Annotated in this window: 15 protein-coding genes and 1 tRNA gene; 5 read left to right on the top strand and 11 right to left on the bottom strand. The window is 56.8% G+C overall.

The annotated features are described in order from the left end of the window. The first annotated feature begins 228 nt into the window (after nt 1-228). Nucleotides 229-3,363 carry a TonB-dependent receptor gene (locus VN577_00600; GenBank protein ID HWR13296.1) on the top strand — a complete coding sequence of 1,045 codons (3,135 nt, stop codon included), beginning with the start codon at nt 229-231 and terminating at the stop codon, nt 3,361-3,363. A 62-nt stretch (nt 3,364-3,425) separates the two neighbouring features. On the opposite strand, the gene nrfD is transcribed toward VN577_00600, so the two are convergent. From nrfD to VN577_00580, 4 genes are all read right to left on the bottom strand, one after another. After that, nucleotides 3,426-4,598 (bottom strand): NrfD/PsrC family molybdoenzyme membrane anchor subunit, encoded by a 1,173-nt coding sequence (nrfD, locus tag VN577_00595; protein ID HWR13295.1) that lies wholly within the window; start codon nt 4,596-4,598, stop codon nt 3,426-3,428. 9 nt (nt 4,599-4,607) lie between these two features. Continuing rightward, nucleotides 4,608-5,336: a 4Fe-4S dicluster domain-containing protein gene (locus VN577_00590; protein ID HWR13294.1), complete on the bottom strand. Its 729-nt coding sequence runs from the start codon at nt 5,334-5,336 to the stop codon at nt 4,608-4,610. Continuing rightward, nucleotides 5,333-5,824: a multiheme c-type cytochrome gene (locus VN577_00585; GenBank protein HWR13293.1), complete on the bottom strand. Its 492-nt coding sequence runs from the start codon at nt 5,822-5,824 to the stop codon at nt 5,333-5,335. Before VN577_00585 ends, VN577_00590 begins: the two co-directional genes overlap by 4 nt. A 117-nt stretch (nt 5,825-5,941) precedes the next feature. Beyond that, entirely contained in the window at nt 5,942-6,961 is a 1,020-nt protein-coding gene (locus VN577_00580; protein HWR13292.1) for a VWA domain-containing protein, read from the bottom strand. 80 nt (nt 6,962-7,041) lie between these two features. Between VN577_00580 and VN577_00575 the strand changes: the two genes are divergently transcribed. Together VN577_00575 and VN577_00570 are read left to right on the top strand one after the other, a co-directional pair. Next, the gene (locus VN577_00575) at nt 7,042-8,343 is read left to right on the top strand and encodes a VWA domain-containing protein (GenBank protein HWR13291.1); all 1,302 of its coding nucleotides are present in this window, start codon (nt 7,042-7,044) and stop codon (nt 8,341-8,343) included. Nucleotides 8,344-8,461: 118 nt separating this feature from the next. Then, nucleotides 8,462-9,046, top strand: a complete 585-nt coding sequence (locus VN577_00570) for a GTPase domain-containing protein (protein HWR13290.1) — start codon at nt 8,462-8,464, stop codon at nt 9,044-9,046. Nucleotides 9,047-9,163: 117 nt separating this feature from the next. Here the strand turns inward: VN577_00570 and pilQ are convergent, their stop codons facing one another. The 6 genes from pilQ to VN577_00540 all read right to left on the bottom strand — a co-directional run bounded on the left by pilQ (nt 9,164) and on the right by VN577_00540 (nt 15,048). Continuing rightward, nucleotides 9,164-11,611, bottom strand: coding sequence for a type IV pilus secretin PilQ (gene pilQ, locus VN577_00565; protein HWR13289.1), 2,448 nt, complete (start codon nt 11,609-11,611; stop codon nt 9,164-9,166). 218 nt (nt 11,612-11,829) lie between these two features. Next, a complete protein-coding gene (locus VN577_00560; protein HWR13288.1) occupies nt 11,830-12,516 on the bottom strand; it encodes a hypothetical protein in 687 nt (228 codons plus the stop codon). A 13-nt stretch (nt 12,517-12,529) separates the two neighbouring features. Next, nucleotides 12,530-13,162, bottom strand: a complete 633-nt coding sequence (gene pilO, locus VN577_00555; protein ID HWR13287.1) for a type 4a pilus biogenesis protein PilO — start codon at nt 13,160-13,162, stop codon at nt 12,530-12,532. 12 nt (nt 13,163-13,174) lie between these two features. Next, on the bottom strand, nt 13,175-13,753 hold the full coding sequence (locus VN577_00550) for a PilN domain-containing protein (protein HWR13286.1): 579 nt from the start codon (nt 13,751-13,753) through the stop codon (nt 13,175-13,177). Next, nucleotides 13,750-14,802, bottom strand: a complete 1,053-nt coding sequence (gene pilM / locus VN577_00545; GenBank protein ID HWR13285.1) for a type IV pilus assembly protein PilM — start codon at nt 14,800-14,802, stop codon at nt 13,750-13,752. Before pilM ends, VN577_00550 begins: the two co-directional genes overlap by 4 nt. A gap of 12 nt (nt 14,803-14,814) precedes the next feature. Then, nucleotides 14,815-15,048 (bottom strand): helix-turn-helix domain-containing protein, encoded by a 234-nt coding sequence (locus tag VN577_00540; protein HWR13284.1) that lies wholly within the window; start codon nt 15,046-15,048, stop codon nt 14,815-14,817. A gap of 471 nt (nt 15,049-15,519) precedes the next feature. Between VN577_00540 and VN577_00535 the strand changes: the two genes are divergently transcribed. Together VN577_00535 and VN577_00530 are read left to right on the top strand one after the other, a co-directional pair. Continuing rightward, the gene (locus VN577_00535) at nt 15,520-17,325 is read left to right on the top strand and encodes a CHASE3 domain-containing protein (GenBank protein ID HWR13283.1); all 1,806 of its coding nucleotides are present in this window, start codon (nt 15,520-15,522) and stop codon (nt 17,323-17,325) included. 37 nt (nt 17,326-17,362) lie between these two features. After that, nucleotides 17,363-17,438, top strand: a tRNA-Arg gene (locus tag VN577_00530). A gap of 62 nt (nt 17,439-17,500) precedes the next feature. On the opposite strand, the gene VN577_00525 is transcribed toward VN577_00530, so the two are convergent. Continuing rightward, a complete protein-coding gene (locus VN577_00525; protein HWR13282.1) occupies nt 17,501-17,863 on the bottom strand; it encodes a hypothetical protein in 363 nt (120 codons plus the stop codon). Nucleotides 17,864-18,024 lie beyond the last annotated feature (161 nt).

Here is an 18,024-nt window from a genome sequence, read left to right as displayed (position 1 = left end):
TCGTCCCACTTTCCAGAAAGTCATACAGAACTCCTGCTCATCAAACGAACAAACTCCGTAAAGCATTGAATGCATTACCTACCCTCGATTTTTGAATGCTGGCCAGCAGAATGCCTTCCTTAATCCCAGTAGCACAGAGCCTCACCAGTGGGTTCGTCCCACAAATCTGACGTAATTAACTAGGGGGTTACACACGTGAAGAGTTTATCGTCAACGAAATGCGCAGTAGTGCTTTCACTGCTTTGCGCGTTTCTTGTGATAGGCAGCCTGCCGCTGATTGGACAGGAGCGCTTCGGCAACGTGACTGGCGTGGTTACAGATGCCAGCGGTGCCGTCGTCCCTGATGTCACGGTGACCGTCACCAATAAGGACACCAACCGTACCTTCAGCGCGAAAACGCGTAATGACGGTACTTTCAATGCTAACGACCTGGAACCGGGACGCTATTCGCTCCTCTTCCAGAAGACTGGCTTCAGCCGTTATGAAGTTCCCGACGTCGCAATCATGGTCGGCAGGACGATTAACGTGCAGGCCCAGTTGAAGGTTGGTGGCGTCGATCAGAAGGTGGAAGTCGTCGAAGCGGCTCCCCTCATTGATACCAGCACCAACATGGTTGCGACCAACGTTACGGTGGAAGAAATGGATCGTCTCCCCAAGGGACGCAACTTCCAGGGCGTTGCAGTTCTTGCTCCGTCCGTCAACACCGGCCAGCTTGAGGGCGGGTTCCAGATTAACGGTGCATCCGCCGCTGAAAACAACTACTACATCGACGGTGTCTCCACCACGTCCGTAATCGACGGTTCCAGCCGCCAGAACGCTACGTTCGACTACCTGCAGGAAGTTCAGGTTAAGACGACTGGTCTTGATGCCGAGTACGGTGGCGCACTCGGCGGCGTGGTCAGCGCTATCACCAAGTCCGGTGGTAACGACTTCCACGGCGAATTCCACTACCTCTTCTCCGGCAATAAGATCAGCGCAGGTCCGACTGAGCGTTTGATCCTCGATCCAAACGTTCCGGCTGATTTCATTGGCTCAAAGGACGTTGCGTACTTCCAGGATCCCAAGCAGAAGCTCGATATTCACGAGCTCGGCGGCTCTTTCGGTGGCCCTATCGTGAAGAACCGTATGTGGTTCTACACGTCGTTCTCGCCGCGCTTCCAGGCGCAGCGTAACAACTACCAGTTCACCGATGTAACGCCCACGTACGACGACGCCGGAAACATTACCGCCCCGGCGCAGTTCTCCAACGGCAACCTCGACCGCAGCTTCACTAAGCAGAACTGGTTCAGTAAGCTGTCGCTCGATCCCACCTCGCGTATCCGCATGAACTTCAGCTTCCTCTACACTCCGGAATACCTCAGAGGCGCATTGCCCGCATTTCTCGGCTTTGGAGTTTTGAGGACCAACCAGAGCAAGGAAGCCAGCGTTCAGAACAATCGCCTTGGTTATAGTCAGGCGGAGAACAACGTTACAGGACAGTTGGACTTCACCTTGACGAACTCCACGCTCCTGAGTGTCAAAGGCGGCCGCTACTTCTTGAACTACAAGGACACCGGCGTCGACGCTCTGTGGCAAACTCGCGTGGGTAACCAAGCGTCGGGCATTCCGAACTTCCCGTCCGAACTCGCCGGGGCGACCGGATCGGCTTCCGCTGTTGCGGCACGCGTGCTTCATGACACAACCACTCGTGCATACGTGCAGGCCGATCTGAGCCAAGTCGCTCGGTTCCTCGGGCAGCACAACTTCAAGTTCGGCGTCGGAACCCAGAAAAACATTAACAACGTTAACGACAGCGCTCTCGGTCCGTTGGGCCGTACTACTCTCTACTGGAACCAGGCCTGCACTTATGCGGGTTGCAACACTGGTACCACCACCGGCGCTTACGGCTACTACATCGTGGAAGACTTCGCGACTCGTGGTACCACCGGCGCGAATATCACCCACATTTATGTACAGGATTCCTGGAAGATCGGCCGCTTGGTCGTGAATCCTGGCGTTCGTTTCGAGAAGGAAACCATTCCCTCGTTCCGGCCGGACATTGCCAAGTACGCGTTCCAGTTCGGCTTCGGCGACAAGATTGCTCCTCGCCTCGGTGCCAGCTACGATCTGCTTGGCAACGGCAAGGTGAAGATCTCCGGCGGATGGGGCCGTTACTACGATTGGACCAAGTACGACCTGGCCCGCGGCACCTTCGGTGGCGATCTGTGGCACGTGTTCTACCGCACGCTCGACACGATCGATCCTCTCGTCGTGAACAACATCAACCTCGAAAATATGCCTGGTACCAACCTACTCACCGGCCAGTACCGCGATCGTCGTCTCCCTGGTTTCGAAGATCTCGATCCCAATGTGAAGCCGATGAGCACGGAATCCATCAACGCCGGCGTGGAATGGGAAATCTTCAACAACATGGTGTTCACCGGACGGTATGTTCGTAACCACCTGGTCCGCACCATTGAAGACATGGGCGCACTCGACGCCAATGGCGACGAAGTGTACCGCTACGGGAATCCCGGAGAAGGCACCAATGTATACGCTCCGGTTTCCGGCGCCACCTGCACCGTCACTGTCGCTGGTAGCTGCGCCTTCATTCAGCCGAAGGCTCAGCGTGACTACGACGCGATGGAACTGTCGTTGAACAAGCGCTTCGGCGGTGGCTGGCTGGGTAACATCAGCTACGTCTACAGCCGTCTGTACGGCAACTACTCCGGTCTCCAGAGCACGGATGAAATCCGTCCTCCGGGACTCAGCACCTTCGCCGGAAATCAGACCTTCTTCGGTCAGGTTTACCGTTCGGGTGGCAACGCCAACCGTTACTTCGACCTTGACGAAGCACTTTACGACGCCCACGGCAACGATGGCCTGTTCGGTCGCCTGCCCACGGACCGTCCGCACGTGCTTAAGTTCTACGGCGCCAAACAGTTTAAGTTCGGGACCGAAATCGGCGGATTCTTCCGCGTGATGAGCGGCACACCCGTCACAACACAGGTTGTCTCATCCAACGGCATTCCGATCTACGTGGAAGGCCGCGGTGATCTTGGCCGTACACCGACGTTCAGCCAGACCGATCTCCTCGTTGCTCACAACGTGAAGGTGGGTGAAGGCAAGTCGCTCCGGTTCGAGTTCAACATGCTCAACCTGTTCAACCAGAAGACCTCCATGTTCACGTGGGATCGTTACAACCGTGAGGATCTCTCCGACTCTTACGGTATTAACCTCCAGGACGTGAATCTCGATCAGGGCTTTGATTGGCAGTCGATGGTCAACGCGTTCGGTTCTGGCGCGCTTGACTACCGCTACAAGAAGGCCGCCATCTTCAATCCTGGTTTCTCGGGACGCTTCTCCGTGAAGTTCACCTTCTAACCAGGCCTTGCTCGTGACTAGGGGCTGCTTCGGCAGCCCCTTTTTCATTCGGAAAACGACACCTAATCTGCGGAAGCAGTTGCCGCTTTTCCCTCTTGCCAAGGCGGCAATATCCTCGTTAGCACCGCGAGAATGAAGAACGGCAAGATCATCAACGCTCCCGCAATCAACAATCCCTCGCGGGAGATTAAGTCCAGCTTGTAGGTCGTGTATCCAAGAAAACTCTTCGAGAACAACTGCCCGCCAATGACCACATTCCAGCGCATCGAGAATATTCCAACGAGTGCCAACGCCGCGGAAACCCCATAGATCCGTTTCCGTACCGACTCGGAGAATCGGACGAACTGCGTCAGTCCCAGGAATGCAATCGGAACAAGGGTGCCCACAATGATCTGCAAAACGATTTGCGACGTAAACAGTCGAGTACGCACCATGAAATCGAGACTTCGGAAAGACTCGTCAGCTTCGTAGATCCTTTGGATCAGGTCGACCATTTCCAGCGTGAAGTCGATGATGAACGTATACAGCAGGTACTGGGCAATTGCGTCTACACACCGCATGTCGATCGGTTGCTTCCGAATGCGCATGGTAGCCATGTAGATCAGCATGACCACAGCAATCCCTGACACCATGGCCGAAAACAGAAACACCACTGGCATCAGCGGTGTCGACCACCACGGATTCGCTTTGATGGATCCGAAAATGAAACCAACGTATCCATGCAACAGAAAAGCCGACGGTATGCCGATGAGGGTAATTGCGTATCCCACCCGGTCATCAATCTTCAGCGCTTGTTCACTCACGTTTTTCGATCCCAGCGTGAGCACCTTGTAGACAAGCCGCTTCCAGCCTCTGCTCGTCTGCGCCCATTCCACGATTTCCTTGCGGTAATCGAGCCAGATCTCCAATACCAGTACTGCCATCAGGTACCACAAATAGACGAAGCCGAACATAGCCATGGCCGACGAACGATGTGGAGTTAAATACATCTCAAAGGAGCGTTCCGGCCTGCCCAGGTGTAACTGCAACGGTAATGGCGCTACCAACAGGAACGAAAGCGCGGTCAGCAGAGCGAGCCTGTACGTTGGTTTTACAGCTTCAACGTGAAACACACGCTCCAACGACGCCAGGATGAATGCTCCCGCCACCAAACCTGTTACGAACGGATACACCACAATGAGAACGCTCCACTGCAACTCGATTTCGTTCGGGTACATGAATCCGTCGAAACCCATATTCGCTCCTTACCTCACCGAACCGTCCAACCCGTTGTAGAAGACCTTTGCGCCTGTTGCGAGGTACGGCTTCAGCACCTGTACGCTGTGCGTCCGCAGGAATTCGTGTACCGGATCCGCCGGGTCTTTCAGATCAACCAGTTGCCTGGCACCGGTCGGGCAATTCTCGCAACATGCTGTGGTCAAACCCTTGGTGATCCGGTGATAGCAGAGCGTACATTTCTGCGCAGTTTTAGTTTCCGGATGAAGGAACCGGCAACCATACGGACAGGCCTGGATACAGTACCGGCAACCCAGGCAATACTTCTCGTCGACGAGCACCACGCCCTCGGGCGAATCGAACGTCGCTCCCACCGGACAAACCTGTGTGCATGGTGAATCCGCACAGTGATTGCACAGCTTCGGAACAAAGAAGTTCTTTCCACCGACCGTTTCTGACGGCGGGAATCCATCCTTGCCGCCGTTCGGCGAATCAACCTTCGGACTCTCAATGTGCCAGTCGGTTACGTGATATCGCTCCACCCACGTCCGGAAATACCCATCTGGAACGTTGTTCTCTATGGCGCAAGCCCTTACGCAGTTGCCACATCCGATGCACTTGGTGATATCCAGCAGCATGCCCCACCAGTGCTTCGAGTGGTCGTAGTTGGGTGATTTTTCCGGTGTGCCGGCGAGCACGTGTTCCCACGCCAGGGCCGCGGCCGGAAGCAGTACGAGCAATCTGCGGCGCGTGATCATGATTTCTTCTTTGCCTCCTGAGCGACCGGCTGGTCCATAGACGGCGTATGTGGCTTGTGACACGAATTGCAGGCCGCATCGCCCGCATGATCCTTTGTCACAACCTGCGGGAATGTGCTCGGTTTCGCCGCATTCGCCTCATGGCAGCGCGCGCACAAGACCTTCGTGTCTGGAAGTTGAGGCACCACAGCGGCCGGGTCCTCAGCATGGTTCGCCAGCGGGCCGTGACAGGCCTCGCAGTTCACGCCTTTGTGCTTCCCTGCCAACTTCGTCTCCAGAATGTCGGCATGGCAGTCTTCGCATGCCTTGTGACCTGCGTACTTCACCGCCTTGGAAGCATTCTCAGCCAGAGCGTTACCGCGATAATGTCCATACTGTCCGAATGATTTGGGGACGAGTTGGGAGCGCAGAAGGAGGAACAGAAGAAATCCAGCGAGAAAGACGGCTGCCAATCTCAGCAGGTGTTCGGCATCTTTCAGTCTGGCCACAATGTGACCTCTCGGGCACCCGTTCTTCACGGGCGTGATGGGTCACAGGAAATATCTTAATGACGCAAGAGGCCGTGATGGTCGTCACAGGCCCGTGTTCAGTGTGAACACGACTGACTAATCGCCCGAGCGGGCGCTCGCTGCGTAATAGCCTTTCCGGGCTTGCACCTTTAGGTCTTTGCCTACGGTCTTAATCTCGATTTTGCGGAAACTGCCGTCGCGCACGGTGTTTGTCGGGGTATACCCGATGCTGTACTGTGACCGTAGTTCAGCAGCGATCTGGTCGAATGCTTCCCGCAGCTTCTCTATCTTGTTACCGACATCGATCACCCGGCCGCCCGTCTCCTGCGCCATCTTCTTCATCTCGCCTTCACCATAGTAGGCGCCACCGTAAAAACCGCGATCTGCGATCAATAGCACGTACACGATCGTATCGGCCTTTTGCGCCGCTTCCACGGCAGCCTTCATATTCATCTGGCTGCCCTGGTCCGCTCCGTCGGTGAGCAGGATCATGGCCTTGCGCCCCACTTCTGTAGACAGCTTCTCGCGTGCGGCAAGGTAGACGGCGTCATACAGCAAGGTTCCCTTCGGAGTACCGCTAGTCGGAACCGGACTGCCGCCAGTGCCCGGGAGCGACACAAATCCGCCGCCGGAGTTGATTTTCGCCGACTCCAAGGCATCTCGGAGCACTCGTGCTTCGTTTGTGTAGTCGTGCAGGAGGTCTACATTCACATCGAAGCTAATGACAAACGCCAGGTCCTTGGGACGAAGCACGTCACGCAGGAACGCTGCCCCTACCTCTTTCTCCATCGGCAGCACCCGCTCCTGGCTTACGCTGGTGTCGATGAGCAACCCTAGGGTCAGAGGCTGGTTGGTTTCTGCCGAGAAGTACTTGATGTTCTGAGGTTTACCGTCCTCATACACCTCGAAGCTGTCCTTTGTCAGATTGGGAATCAGGGCACCCTTTTTGTCCTTCACATTGAAGAACAAATTCACCACATTGACGTTTGCAGTAAATGTAGGAAGATTCTCCTGAGAATCCTGCTGCGGTTCCTGTGCTGTTCCGATCAGCGGAAAGCTCAGGAGCAGCATGACTCCGGCCCAAATATTCCAACCGGCTCGGGTACTAAACAACATGATGTGACGGTGTCCTCGTTGTTACACTTATTGTAATGCAGCGTTTCATACAGCGGTTTCTCGGAAAGGGCAGCAAAGGAATGATTCGCAACCGAAAGCCCTCGTCGATGTTGGCTCTGTTCGCCGGCATGTGCCTTCTATTCTTCGTTGTCAATTCCGCATTCACCCAGAGCTCGGGTCAGCAAACGATTCCCGACGCACCTTCCGCAAGCCGTCCGTTCCCGAAACCTTCAGTCCCGTCGACCTCTGCCCCGGCACCTCCGGATACGCCTGCGGAACAACCGCCCTCGGAGCCACAGGAACAGAGCGCTGAGCCGGCTCCTCCCGCCAACATCACCACCGTGCCTGCTGGTGGAGCAACCAGGGAGCACGCCAGTGGGCGTGAAGAACTCTTCACTTTGATTAAAACCGTGAACTTCGTCCAAGTTCCGGTCACGGTGAAAGACGACCGGGGGCAACTTGTAGCCGGACTGCTCCCGCAGGACTTCATGATCCTGGAAAACGACGACGCCCAGCGAATCACCTTTTTCACCAGCGACCCGTTTCCGCTGTCGGCGGCAGTTGTCCTCGATCTGGGAATGACTGATGTGGCGGTCTCACGTGTTCGCGAAACGCTGCCGGCCCTGGTCGGCGCATTCGGCCAGTTCGATGAAGTCAGCCTCTACACCTACGGCAATACGGTGCAACGGGTTCAAGGCTTCACCCCCGCGCAGAACGAAGTATTCCTCCAGACCATGCGTAAACTTCAGAAGCAGGCCACCGGCAGAACGATGGGCGCTCCGATGATTGGCGGACCGCTTGGCTCTGGGCCCACCATCAACGGGCGACCGGCAGACCCCGGCGCCGCTGCAACGGTCAACGCGCCACAGTCCGGGGATATCTATCGCCCAACGTCACGCGTCCTCAACGACGCCGTTCTCCAGGCTGCCCTGGAACTCGGCCAACGCGATCGGACGCGCCGGAAGGTCCTGTTCATCATCAGCAATGGACGCGAACTCGGCAGCGACGCCAGCTACAGCGAGGTTTTGAAGGTTCTCCTTACGCACCAGATCACCGTCTATGCGGTAGGCGTCGAGGAAGCTTCCATCCCCGGATATAGGCAGTTGAATAGGATTCGTATTCCCGGCCAGGGTTACGGCGACATTCTTCCCAAATACGCCGCCGCAACCGGCGGTCAGGTGTTCCGCGAGTTTACTCGCGACGCCATCGAAACTGCGTACGCGCAGGTCACTCAGGAAGCCCGTAACCAGTACACAATCGGATACCTGACTCGGCCGTCTGCCTCTTCGCAATATCGCAGCATCGAGGTTCGCGTTCGCAGGCCAGGTTTGAAGGTCATTGCGCGCGATGGTTACTATCCACTGCCGCCAAGTGCGAAGTAAGCACTTTGGTGACGCTTCGCTGTGAGGTGCGCCTGCGGTATGGTATAAAGCAGGTACTCCCCTAGGTAAGGGTTAGAATTCAAAGGCGCTTAGGAGCGCCTGACTAGAGGCTGGGCATTTGAGTTTTATTAACTTCGCAGCCCGCGAAATCAACTGCAAGATTGTTTATTACGGCCCCGGCCTCGGTGGCAAGACCACCAATCTTCAGATTGTGTACGACAAGACCGGCGAGAAACAGAAGGGCAAGATGATCTCGCTGGCCACAGAAACTGACCGTACCCTGTTTTTTGACTTTCTGCCCCTCGATTTGGGCACCGTTCGTGGATTTAAGACCCGTTTTCACCTCTATACCGTCCCTGGACAGGTCTTCTATGACGCCAGCCGCAAGCTGATCCTGCGCGGCGTAGATGGCGTAGTCTTCGTCGCCGACTCGCAGGAAGAGCGCATGGACGCCAACATCGAGGCCCTGGAGAACCTTCAGGAAAACCTCAAGGAACACGGCTACGAGTTCGCGAAGATCCCCTACGTTCTTCAGTTGAACAAGCGTGACTTGCCCAGCGCCCTGCCCGTGGACATCCTCAAGAAGGAACTAGTGAAGAAGGGCGAGCCTGTATTCGAAGCGGTTGCGTTTCAGGGCACCGGAGTCTTCGAAACCCTCAAGGACGTCGCCAAGCAGGTTCTTACCGAGCTCAAGAAGGGCTAGCAATCTCCTCGACCTCGATCCTCAGGTCTGAGCGTCAATCCCAAAAAGCTGATCATCAACAAAAACGGCCCCCATTTCTGGGGGCCATCGGTGTTGTCCGTTCGTAGTGCGGATCGGTTATGTTTGTACGATTTTGGGAGTGACAAAGAAGAGCAGTTCCTGCGTCGAGGTGCTCACCGCGCGGCGCCTGAAGAGGTTGCCGACCACGGGGAGGCTGCCCAGCAACGGAACCTGCTGCACAGAAACCGTATTCTGCGTCTGAATCACGCCGCCAATCACCACCGTACCGCCGTCGGTGACCAGCACAGACGTCGTTGCCTGTTGCGTGATGAGCGTTGGGTTGCCGCTGACCTGCTGGCTGAAATCTGGCGTCGTGTTCTCAACGTCGATATTCAGGAAGATGGTGTTCTCAACCGTGATCTGCGGCGTCACCGTCAGGCGAAGGAACGCTTCCACATACGTCGTAGTAGGCGGACCACCCAACTGGGCTGCGGTCACAACCGGCACGCGCACGCCCTGCCGGACCAGCGCCTGTACGTTGTTCTGGGTTACGATGCGCGGCCGCGACAGAATCTTCAGCAATCCACGCGATTCCGCCATCGTCAGGATCATGTCGAGGCGGTAATTAGAGCTCACGTTGTTGAAAGATAGGCCGCTTGTCGGGCCGTTGGCCGCCAGGTTCGAGAACAGTGGAATCTGGTTGCTGCCCACTGTGAAGTACTTCGGTCCGGCCACGCCCACCTGCAGCGGGCTCGTCCCGACGGAACTGGCACCACCCACCGCGGACGGTCCATTGCCCCATCCGAAGCCAACCTGCACGCCGATATCTCGTGCGAAGGTGCGGGTCGCCGCGATGACGCGAGCTTCGATTTCCACTTCCTGCGTCTTGCGATCGAGTTGCGTCAGCAACCGCTGTACTTCCGGAATCGACGCCGGAATGTCCTGGATGATGAGCGAATTCGTACGAGCATCCGCGATCACATCACCGCGCTGCGTCAGGAAACGCTTCACGGTAGGAACCACGTCAGCCGCGCGAGCATAGCTCAGGAAGTGCGTGACGGTGACTTTCGGAACCGATAATGCTTCCGCTTCGTTCTTTGCGCGGAGTGCGTCGGCTTCCTTGCGGAGCGTGTCCACAGTCGCGATGCGCAATACGTTGCCGTCGAGCTTGCGATCAAGTCCGTTGTTCGCGAGCACGAGGTCAAGCGCCTGATCCCACGGTACATCGTCGAGTACCAGGGTAAGGGTACCGCGCACGTTAGGATCGAGAACGATGTTGAGACCGCTGATCTCGTGGATCAGACGGAAGAAATCCTTCAGGTCGACGTCTTTCAGGTTCACCGAGATCGGTTCGCCCGTGTACTTCGGACGCGCCGGAGCCGCTGTCGCCTGCGCTGCCGCCTGTTGCTGGGCCAGGTTCGTCGCAGGTTGAGGAGCCATGCTGGCGCTCACCGGAGGCATAACCGCCGTTTCCGACGCCTTCATTCCACCCGAGATCACATTCGCTGCCGCTTCGGCCGATGCCTTCGTATCGTTGGCCTGTTTCGCATTGCTGACCGGATGATACTGAGGTTCCACCATCACGAAGTCTTTGGACTCTGTCGATGCTGGCTCTGCCTGCTTCGCGACCTCCACCGGCTTCGGTTGTTCGACCGGAGCTGCGGCTTGAGGTTGGCTCTGGACCGGTTTTGGAGCCGAAGCCACCACCGGCGCGGGCTGCACCGGGGCAGCCTGGGTCGGAGCCGCCTTCACGGCTACGGGCTCATGAACCCGAACCACAACCTTGTTCCCCGAGGGAACCACCTCGTACTCGCGCATGGTTGCCAGATCGACCACCACACGCGTCACTGGAGGCTGGTCCTGGAATCGTCCCATGCGCACCGCTTTTACATCGCCGGAATTCACATTGAGGACTTTGTTCCGGCCAGACGGAACCGCATTCGCGATGTCGACGACCAGTCGCGCCGGCGACGTGAGTTTCATCGCCTTCGCGCTCATCGGGCCGTTGCCGAGAATCTCGATATCAACGGTATCCTCGCCGCGTGATACGCCAATATTGTTGACGACGACCGGGCCACCCGTGTGTACCGGGGCACTCGTCTTCATCGCCACTGGCTTCACCGTCGGCGCCGCAACCTTCTGTTGCGCCACGGCTGGAGCTGCGTTTACCGCGCCCTTGTCCCCAATCTTGATATTCAACGCGCCGGCAACCTGGCTCACATCTACGGTCGCGCCGGGCTCAATCGTTAACTCCACGCGCGCCACATCGGCACCACTTGCGCCCGTATAGCCAATGACGTGATACGACTTCACGCCTGGCAGATCCAGGTTGCGCGTGCGTTCTTTCCATTGTCCGGCGGAAACCCCGCTCAAATCCACGAGCAACAGGTTTTCCATCGGACGATATTCCGTATGCGTGAAGGCACCACTCGCATGGAGGGTGATAACCGTGGCGTTGCCTTGGGCGGACGCACTGACATTCGTCAATTGCGATGTTCCCGCCATGCCGACGGCGCTCAGAACGAGCAGCAGAGTTAGAAGACCCAGCAGTTGCTTCAGCCTCATCTCGTTTCTCCCCACGCGGCGCTTTCGCCCTCGCGTGTGCGGCGATCCATCGCCGCTGAAGAATTACCCACCGTCCGTCTCCCTTGAAGTGGCGGACGGATTCACAGATTCCCAGGTTCGGCCCGATACTGAAACAGCGACCGACTTGATATCGCTACCTACCAAACTCTTGCGCCTGCCCGGGAGAATCCTCCGTGGGCAGGGTTTCCCAACGTTACCTATACAACTGGAGCGTTGACTTTTTTCACTACTTCTCGCACGCCCTGTTTACCAAGTTTGTCCGTCGTCATCTCACGGAACACAACTGTGTCACCCGTAATCTTCACCACGGTTCCGTTGAAGACCGGATCGTTCTCGCGGAGGAAGTACGCCCGTTTTGCCGCGTTCTCTACCACCGCGATGAATCCGTTCGGCGATTTCACAATGCCCTTCAACTGAATCTGGTCCACCATCAGGCAGCGCTTCCCCGTTTCGCACGCCGGCCCCATGCCGGAGGCACGCACGATCGGGCTCACAAACGGATCTCGACGGTTCGGCCTGGCTGCAACCCTCGACATTTCTTCCTGCTTGGCGACCGCAGGTTTCACCTCCCCGGGTTTCTCCGCGGGCTTCTCGGCCGCTTTCGCAGGAGTAGCGGTTGGCACCGGAGTAGCCGCCTTTGGCGTCGTCTTCTTTCCGCCGAATGGACTGTTAACCTTCTGCGCTTCGGGTTTGGTGCTTGTAACCGGTTGTGCCGGCTTCGCAGCAGGCTGCGCTGTCTTTGCGGCTGGCTTCGCCGCGGCAGGGGCTTGTGCGCCGGCAGCCGCAGTCTTCGCCACCGATACCGCCGGATGTTGTCCGGGCGTTTGCGCGCTGAGCGTTCCCACAGCCAACGTAATCATGAACAAAGTTGTTACCGGCTTCATATCCAATCCCCTGCTACTTCTTTGCCGGAGCCGCCGCGGGTTTCGCGGTCGCTGCCGGAACGTCATGGCTGAAATACGTAGTGGCCAGGAATGATGCGGCCACAGTCTCTGTCGGAGCGTAGTTGTAACGTCTCTTTACCTTCGCTTTACTCGCATCCGCCACTGCCGCCATCTGCAATCCCGTGACGTTGATGATGCGTTCCAGCTTTCCAAGCTTGTCGAAGAAGCCAAGCACCGAGTAGTACGGTCCATCCACGTTTAACTCGAATGGAACCTCCACAAAGAACTCCTTCGTCCCGACCGGCTTCGAGCTATAACTCCGGACTTCGATTCCAGCCGTGCTCGCTGTCGACTGCACCAGGCGGATGAACTGGTCGGCTTCCTTCTCATCGGGGACGATCCGCTTTTGAATCTCAAGCTGCTGCTTCAGGCTCTCGATCTGGCGTTCCAGGTCGCTCAGCTTGGATTGGAACGGCTTGAGTGAGTCGTTCTCCGCGCGCACCGCCGCGAGTTCCTGCCCCGTTTGCGTGTTCTGGTCTATCACCGGCTTGAACAGCAGGAAATATGCGGCTCCGGTGATCACCACGGCTCCGACAATGATTACGACCAATTGTGTTCTGACCGGCAGATCGCTCCACTTCGCCATAATGTCCGCCCTTTACGACTTCTGTTTTTGCTCACAGACGATCGTGAACGTGAATGCCTGGATCTCCTTCACGGTGTCGTCCTGGTATGTTTCCTTGATTTCCACCGACTTGAAGTAGTCCGTCTTTTTCAGGTTGGTGATCAAATTCGCGACCGCGCTGGCGCTGATGGCTGTACCCACGAGGTTGATGCTGTTGCCCTCCTCGTTCATGCTGTTCAGCCACACGGCGTCCGTGCTGTTGACCGTATTCGCCACCGTGTTCAGCAACTCTGTCGGGCCTGCCTGCGCTTCCTGCAACTTGTGAATCACCTTCACGCGCCGGTCATAAAGCTGGAACTGCTTCTCGCGTTCTTGATACTTCGCCTTTGTGCTGGCCAGTTGCGCGTTCAACAGCCGTTCTTTCGACAAGTCGGTCTGTAGCTGCACTTGCTTGCCATTCAGATAGCTCAGGTACCAGTAGTTGCCGCCGACCACGACCAGCAGGACGATCAAGCCGATCAGCGTCGGATTCACGCCCGACCCACTCATCGAGAACGACGGCCGCCTGGCCTTCTTCGATTTCGCTACACCTAGCAGGTTTATGCGGATCATAGGTCTTCAAAACTCCTTAGGGCCAAACCCACCGCGACCGCCAACTGCCCTGCGTTACGGTCAATCAGATCGGAAGCATTCGAGACGTAATCGATCTTCGCGAACGGATTCAGGATCTCTACCGGCAACGAGAACTCTTGCCGCAGTGCTTCCATCAGGCCTGGGACCTTGGAAGAGCCACCCGCGAGGTAAATCCTCTCGATGTGCTCTCCCGCCGCGGTTGCGCGGAAGAAGTCGAAGGTCTTCTGGATTTCCAGGACGATGATCTCCGTCACCTGCTGCAGGATGGGCAACTTGGCGTCTTCGCTCACCGTTCCGACTCGCTCACCCAGCTTCAGCGACTCTGCGTCGTCGAAACTGAGGTCCAGCTCTTTCTGCAGGGCATCCGTGTATTGGTGCCCGCCAACGCTCACATCTCGGGTGAACAACGGCGTCGAGCCCTTCAGAATATTGATATTCATGACGCTCGCGCCCAGGTTCAGCAGCGCTACCGTCGCACCAGGTGCCGGCTCGTAGTTGTACTCGTAGCAGTTCTGTAGTGCGAAGACGTCAATGTCTACAATATTCGGGCTTTTGCCCGCCATCGAGAGCACGTTGGTGTAATTGAGAATCTTGTCCTTTTTCACCGCCACCAGCAGAACGTCCATCTGCGGCCCACTCAGGTCCTCTGAAAGGATCTGGTAGTCGATGTGCACGTCCGTGATGTCAAAAGGAATATGCTGCGCCGCTTCGGTGTTGATGCTCTCCGCGAGTTGCTCTTCCGTCATCGTCGCAACCTGGATCCGTTTCACGATGACGGAATGTCCGCTCACTGAGGTGGCAACCGACCTCGTCTTGATTCCCGCGTCGGCAAATAATTTTGTGATCGCGCTGGCTACCGCGGGCGAATCCATGATCATCGAATCCACCACCACGTCATTCGCCAGCGGTTCTACGCCGACGTGCGCCAGTTCAATCGCTCCCCGTGACTTCTTCAGCTCCACCGCCTTGATGCTGCTGGAGCCAATGTCCAATCCAACGATCGTTTTCGAGCCGCCCATTCCAAACATAGAGTTTCGCCTCTAACGTGCCGCAACTGCACGAGCCGCTTTGGGTCTTTTCTTGGCTTTCCCTTCGCCCACCGAACTCTTGCGCTCCATCCATGTGTCGAGGATGGTCTTTTTAAATTTCCAGCGGTTACCCAGCTTGAAGGCCGGGATCTTCTCCTCGTAAACGTACTTGTAAAGCGTGTCAGGACTCACGCCCAGGTACTCGGAAGCCTGGCGGATGTTCATTACTTCAGGCGCATCGGCCATAGGTTGTAGCCCTTTCCACAGATGTACTGCCCTCGCTAGGGGCGAAAAGACACGGCACCCGCTCTTTTGGAGCCGATGAGGAAATCCTCTGCGAGTCTCGGGGGGGAACTGCGAGCGTGCTGGTTATATCAGGGTTAATATGGGCGGTGTCAAGGACAACTTCCGGAGTTTTGGGTTAGTTTCCGGTTTCTGCCCCTCAGTTTTCGGCACTAAAGTACATGTACGTGCCCATCTTTTGTATCCAGCTACTCTGAATGCCACTATATGCAGTGGTGTTAACGCATTTAGTTCTAAATATCCCCTGAGGAAACACTAAGGACGTACGGCTACCTCCGGCGTTCGGTCCTATCCTTCCGTTCCTAAGTGCCTGATTCTCAATCATTAGCCGTCCAACCCTCCAATTTTCAGGAATTTACATCTAAGTCCACGAAACCCAAGCACCGGCAGCCTCAATAGCGCCCAAGCTACCGCATGCAGACACAGGTCAGAGAGTTTCGACACCATCTTCGTCTCGCTTTCATCGTCCCGCTGGTCCTCGCGGCCTTGCTAGGGGCCGCTTTCGTTATTCAGGCATGGTTCCTCCGCGGTGCCCTGCTGAATGCCCAGCACAGCTACGACGTTCAGACCCGCGCTCGTTCCGTCATGAGGCTCATCCTCGACATGGAGACCGGGCTGCGGGGATACCTTCTCACGGGCAGCGAATCCTTTCTCCAGCCTTACCGCACGTCTCTGCCACAGGTTCAGCCAGCCTTCGACCAGTTGGCTGAACTCGTGCGCGACGATCCGCGACAGACACAGGCTCAGGTCGCCATGCAGAGGAACTTCGAAGCGTGGCAAAACTACGCCGAGAGGATGATTGTGATCCGCAGGGTTTCAGGACCGGTGACCGATTCGGATTTCAACCTCGAGGGGAAAACTCTCATGGACGAAATCCGGCATGAGCGCGACCAGATCCTCACGATCGAAGAAGGCCGGTTTCAAAACCGGGTCAGGGGAGTTCAGCGCACCGTCACCACGCTCTTCATCATGGCGACAGTCCTTTGCGTTGCGGTTGGATTCGTCATCGCCACCTTCTCGCGGCGCGAGCTTTCCACGCTTGCCCGCACTTTCAACCGGACTTTGGTGACGGCTTACGAGCGTGGCGAAGAGCTTCAGCAAAGTCAGAGCTGGCTCGAGGGCGTTCTCACCAGCATCGATGACGGAGTGATCGCCGCCGACCTCCGCGGACGAATTGTCTTCTCGAATAATGTCGCGCAGGCGCTTTTGAATCGCAGCCAGTCGGAACTAAACCTCGCACCGGTATCAGAAACAGTTCACGTCATCGACGAATACACCGGCGAGCCGCTTTCGGACCCGTTTCAAAGTGTCGTAGTTACTCAGGCCCGCGTTACTTCATCGGCGCACAGCCTGTTGCTGCGTCACGATGACAGCCGCGTTCCAGTTTTTGTCGCGGCGTCGCCGATGCGGGATGAAAGTCATGCTCTGACGGGCGTAGTGATCGTGTTGCGCGACGAAACCGAACATCGCCAGTCGGAACGCACTCTTCAATCGGCAGAGAAGATGGCCAGCATCGGTCGTCTCGCTGCGAGCGTTGCTCACGAGATTCATAACCCGCTCGATTCGCTGGGCAACATTCTTTACCTGCTGGAGCACGGAACCCTTGATGAGGCTTCGAAAACCTATGTTCGGCTGGCTCGCGAGGAACTGGAGCGCGTCAGCAACATTTCCGAACAGATGCTCACGTTCAGCCGCGAATCGCGGCAACCGGTAGAGGTCGACCTCGCAGAAGTGATCGACAATGTACTCACGCTTTTCGCGGCTCGCATCCGGCGACAAGGCGTTGTCGTTGTGAAAAATTATCAGCCTTCAGTCTCCGTCCTCGCGTTTCCTGGCGAACTCCGCCAGGTTTTTTCAAACCTGGTTGGCAATGCCCTGGATGCAATGCCTGGCACTGGACGACTGACGATCAGGACTCGGGCAGCGCGCAAGTCGGAGGGCCTCGGCCGCGACGGCGCGCGTGTGCTTATCTGCGATACGGGTGCTGGAATTCCCGAAGAAGTACGAGGCCGTTTGATGGATCCCTTTGTCACGAGCAAGGGTGAAAAAGGAACTGGTCTTGGCTTGTGGGTGTGCCGCGGGATCGTGGAGAAGTATCGCGGAACTCTCACTTACCGCACTTCCACATCGCCCGGGCGCAGTGGAACGTGCTTCTCGGTCTTCTTCCCTACGACCGCTCAAAAAGCGCCTGTTGAACTGGACCGCCGGAAGGCTAGCTGACAATTAACAGCGATAGATTGCTATAATCGACCTGAGCGCACCCGTGGCTCAATGGATAGAGCGACGGCCTCCGGAGCCGTAGGTTACAGGTTCGAGTCCTGTCGGGTGCGCCATTTCTTTTCCAGGCCGCATTCCATCCACACAACTCTTCGGCCTTCATTCCTGCACGGTTTTATTATTTCGTTTCTTTCGGCGGAACGGTCAGTCCGAATACTGAAATCATGCCCTTGCCGGCGACGTTGGCGCCGCGCGGGTCCTGTGGGTTTGGCAAGTATAGGGTCTTGCAGTATTCGCACCGGTAGACCTCGGCGTTCTTGCCCCAAGCCTGTTCGACGTCGCCGCATTCCTGCTCGATGACGTCGGTCATGTAGAACCAGCGCTTCAGGTGACCGCCACAAATCTTGCCCTTCTCGTCCTTCTCGTTACACGAACGTTGCAGGTGCTTCTTGAGTTTGACCTTATGCTTGGGCAGTTGTTGGACTTGCGGTTCTGAACTGGGTTGGTTCTCCGTCATCGGTGCTACTTCCGTGGTGGCCAAGGTCGACCTCTACTGAAACAGGATTGAAGCGCCATTCTACCCAAGCACCAGCCGAAATGGATGTTCATGCGTCACAGGAGTTACGCCTGCACAACATGTACCGCGGGATTCCTTTTAGGGGTGCCCCGGTCTGTTCTGATATCCCCACCCCTCCCCCCTAC

It is taken from the genome of Terriglobales bacterium (genome assembly GCA_035561515.1).
GTDB lineage: Bacteria > Acidobacteriota > Terriglobia > Terriglobales > Acidobacteriaceae > DATMXP01.
This window is presented reverse-complemented; position numbering and strand designations above follow the sequence as displayed.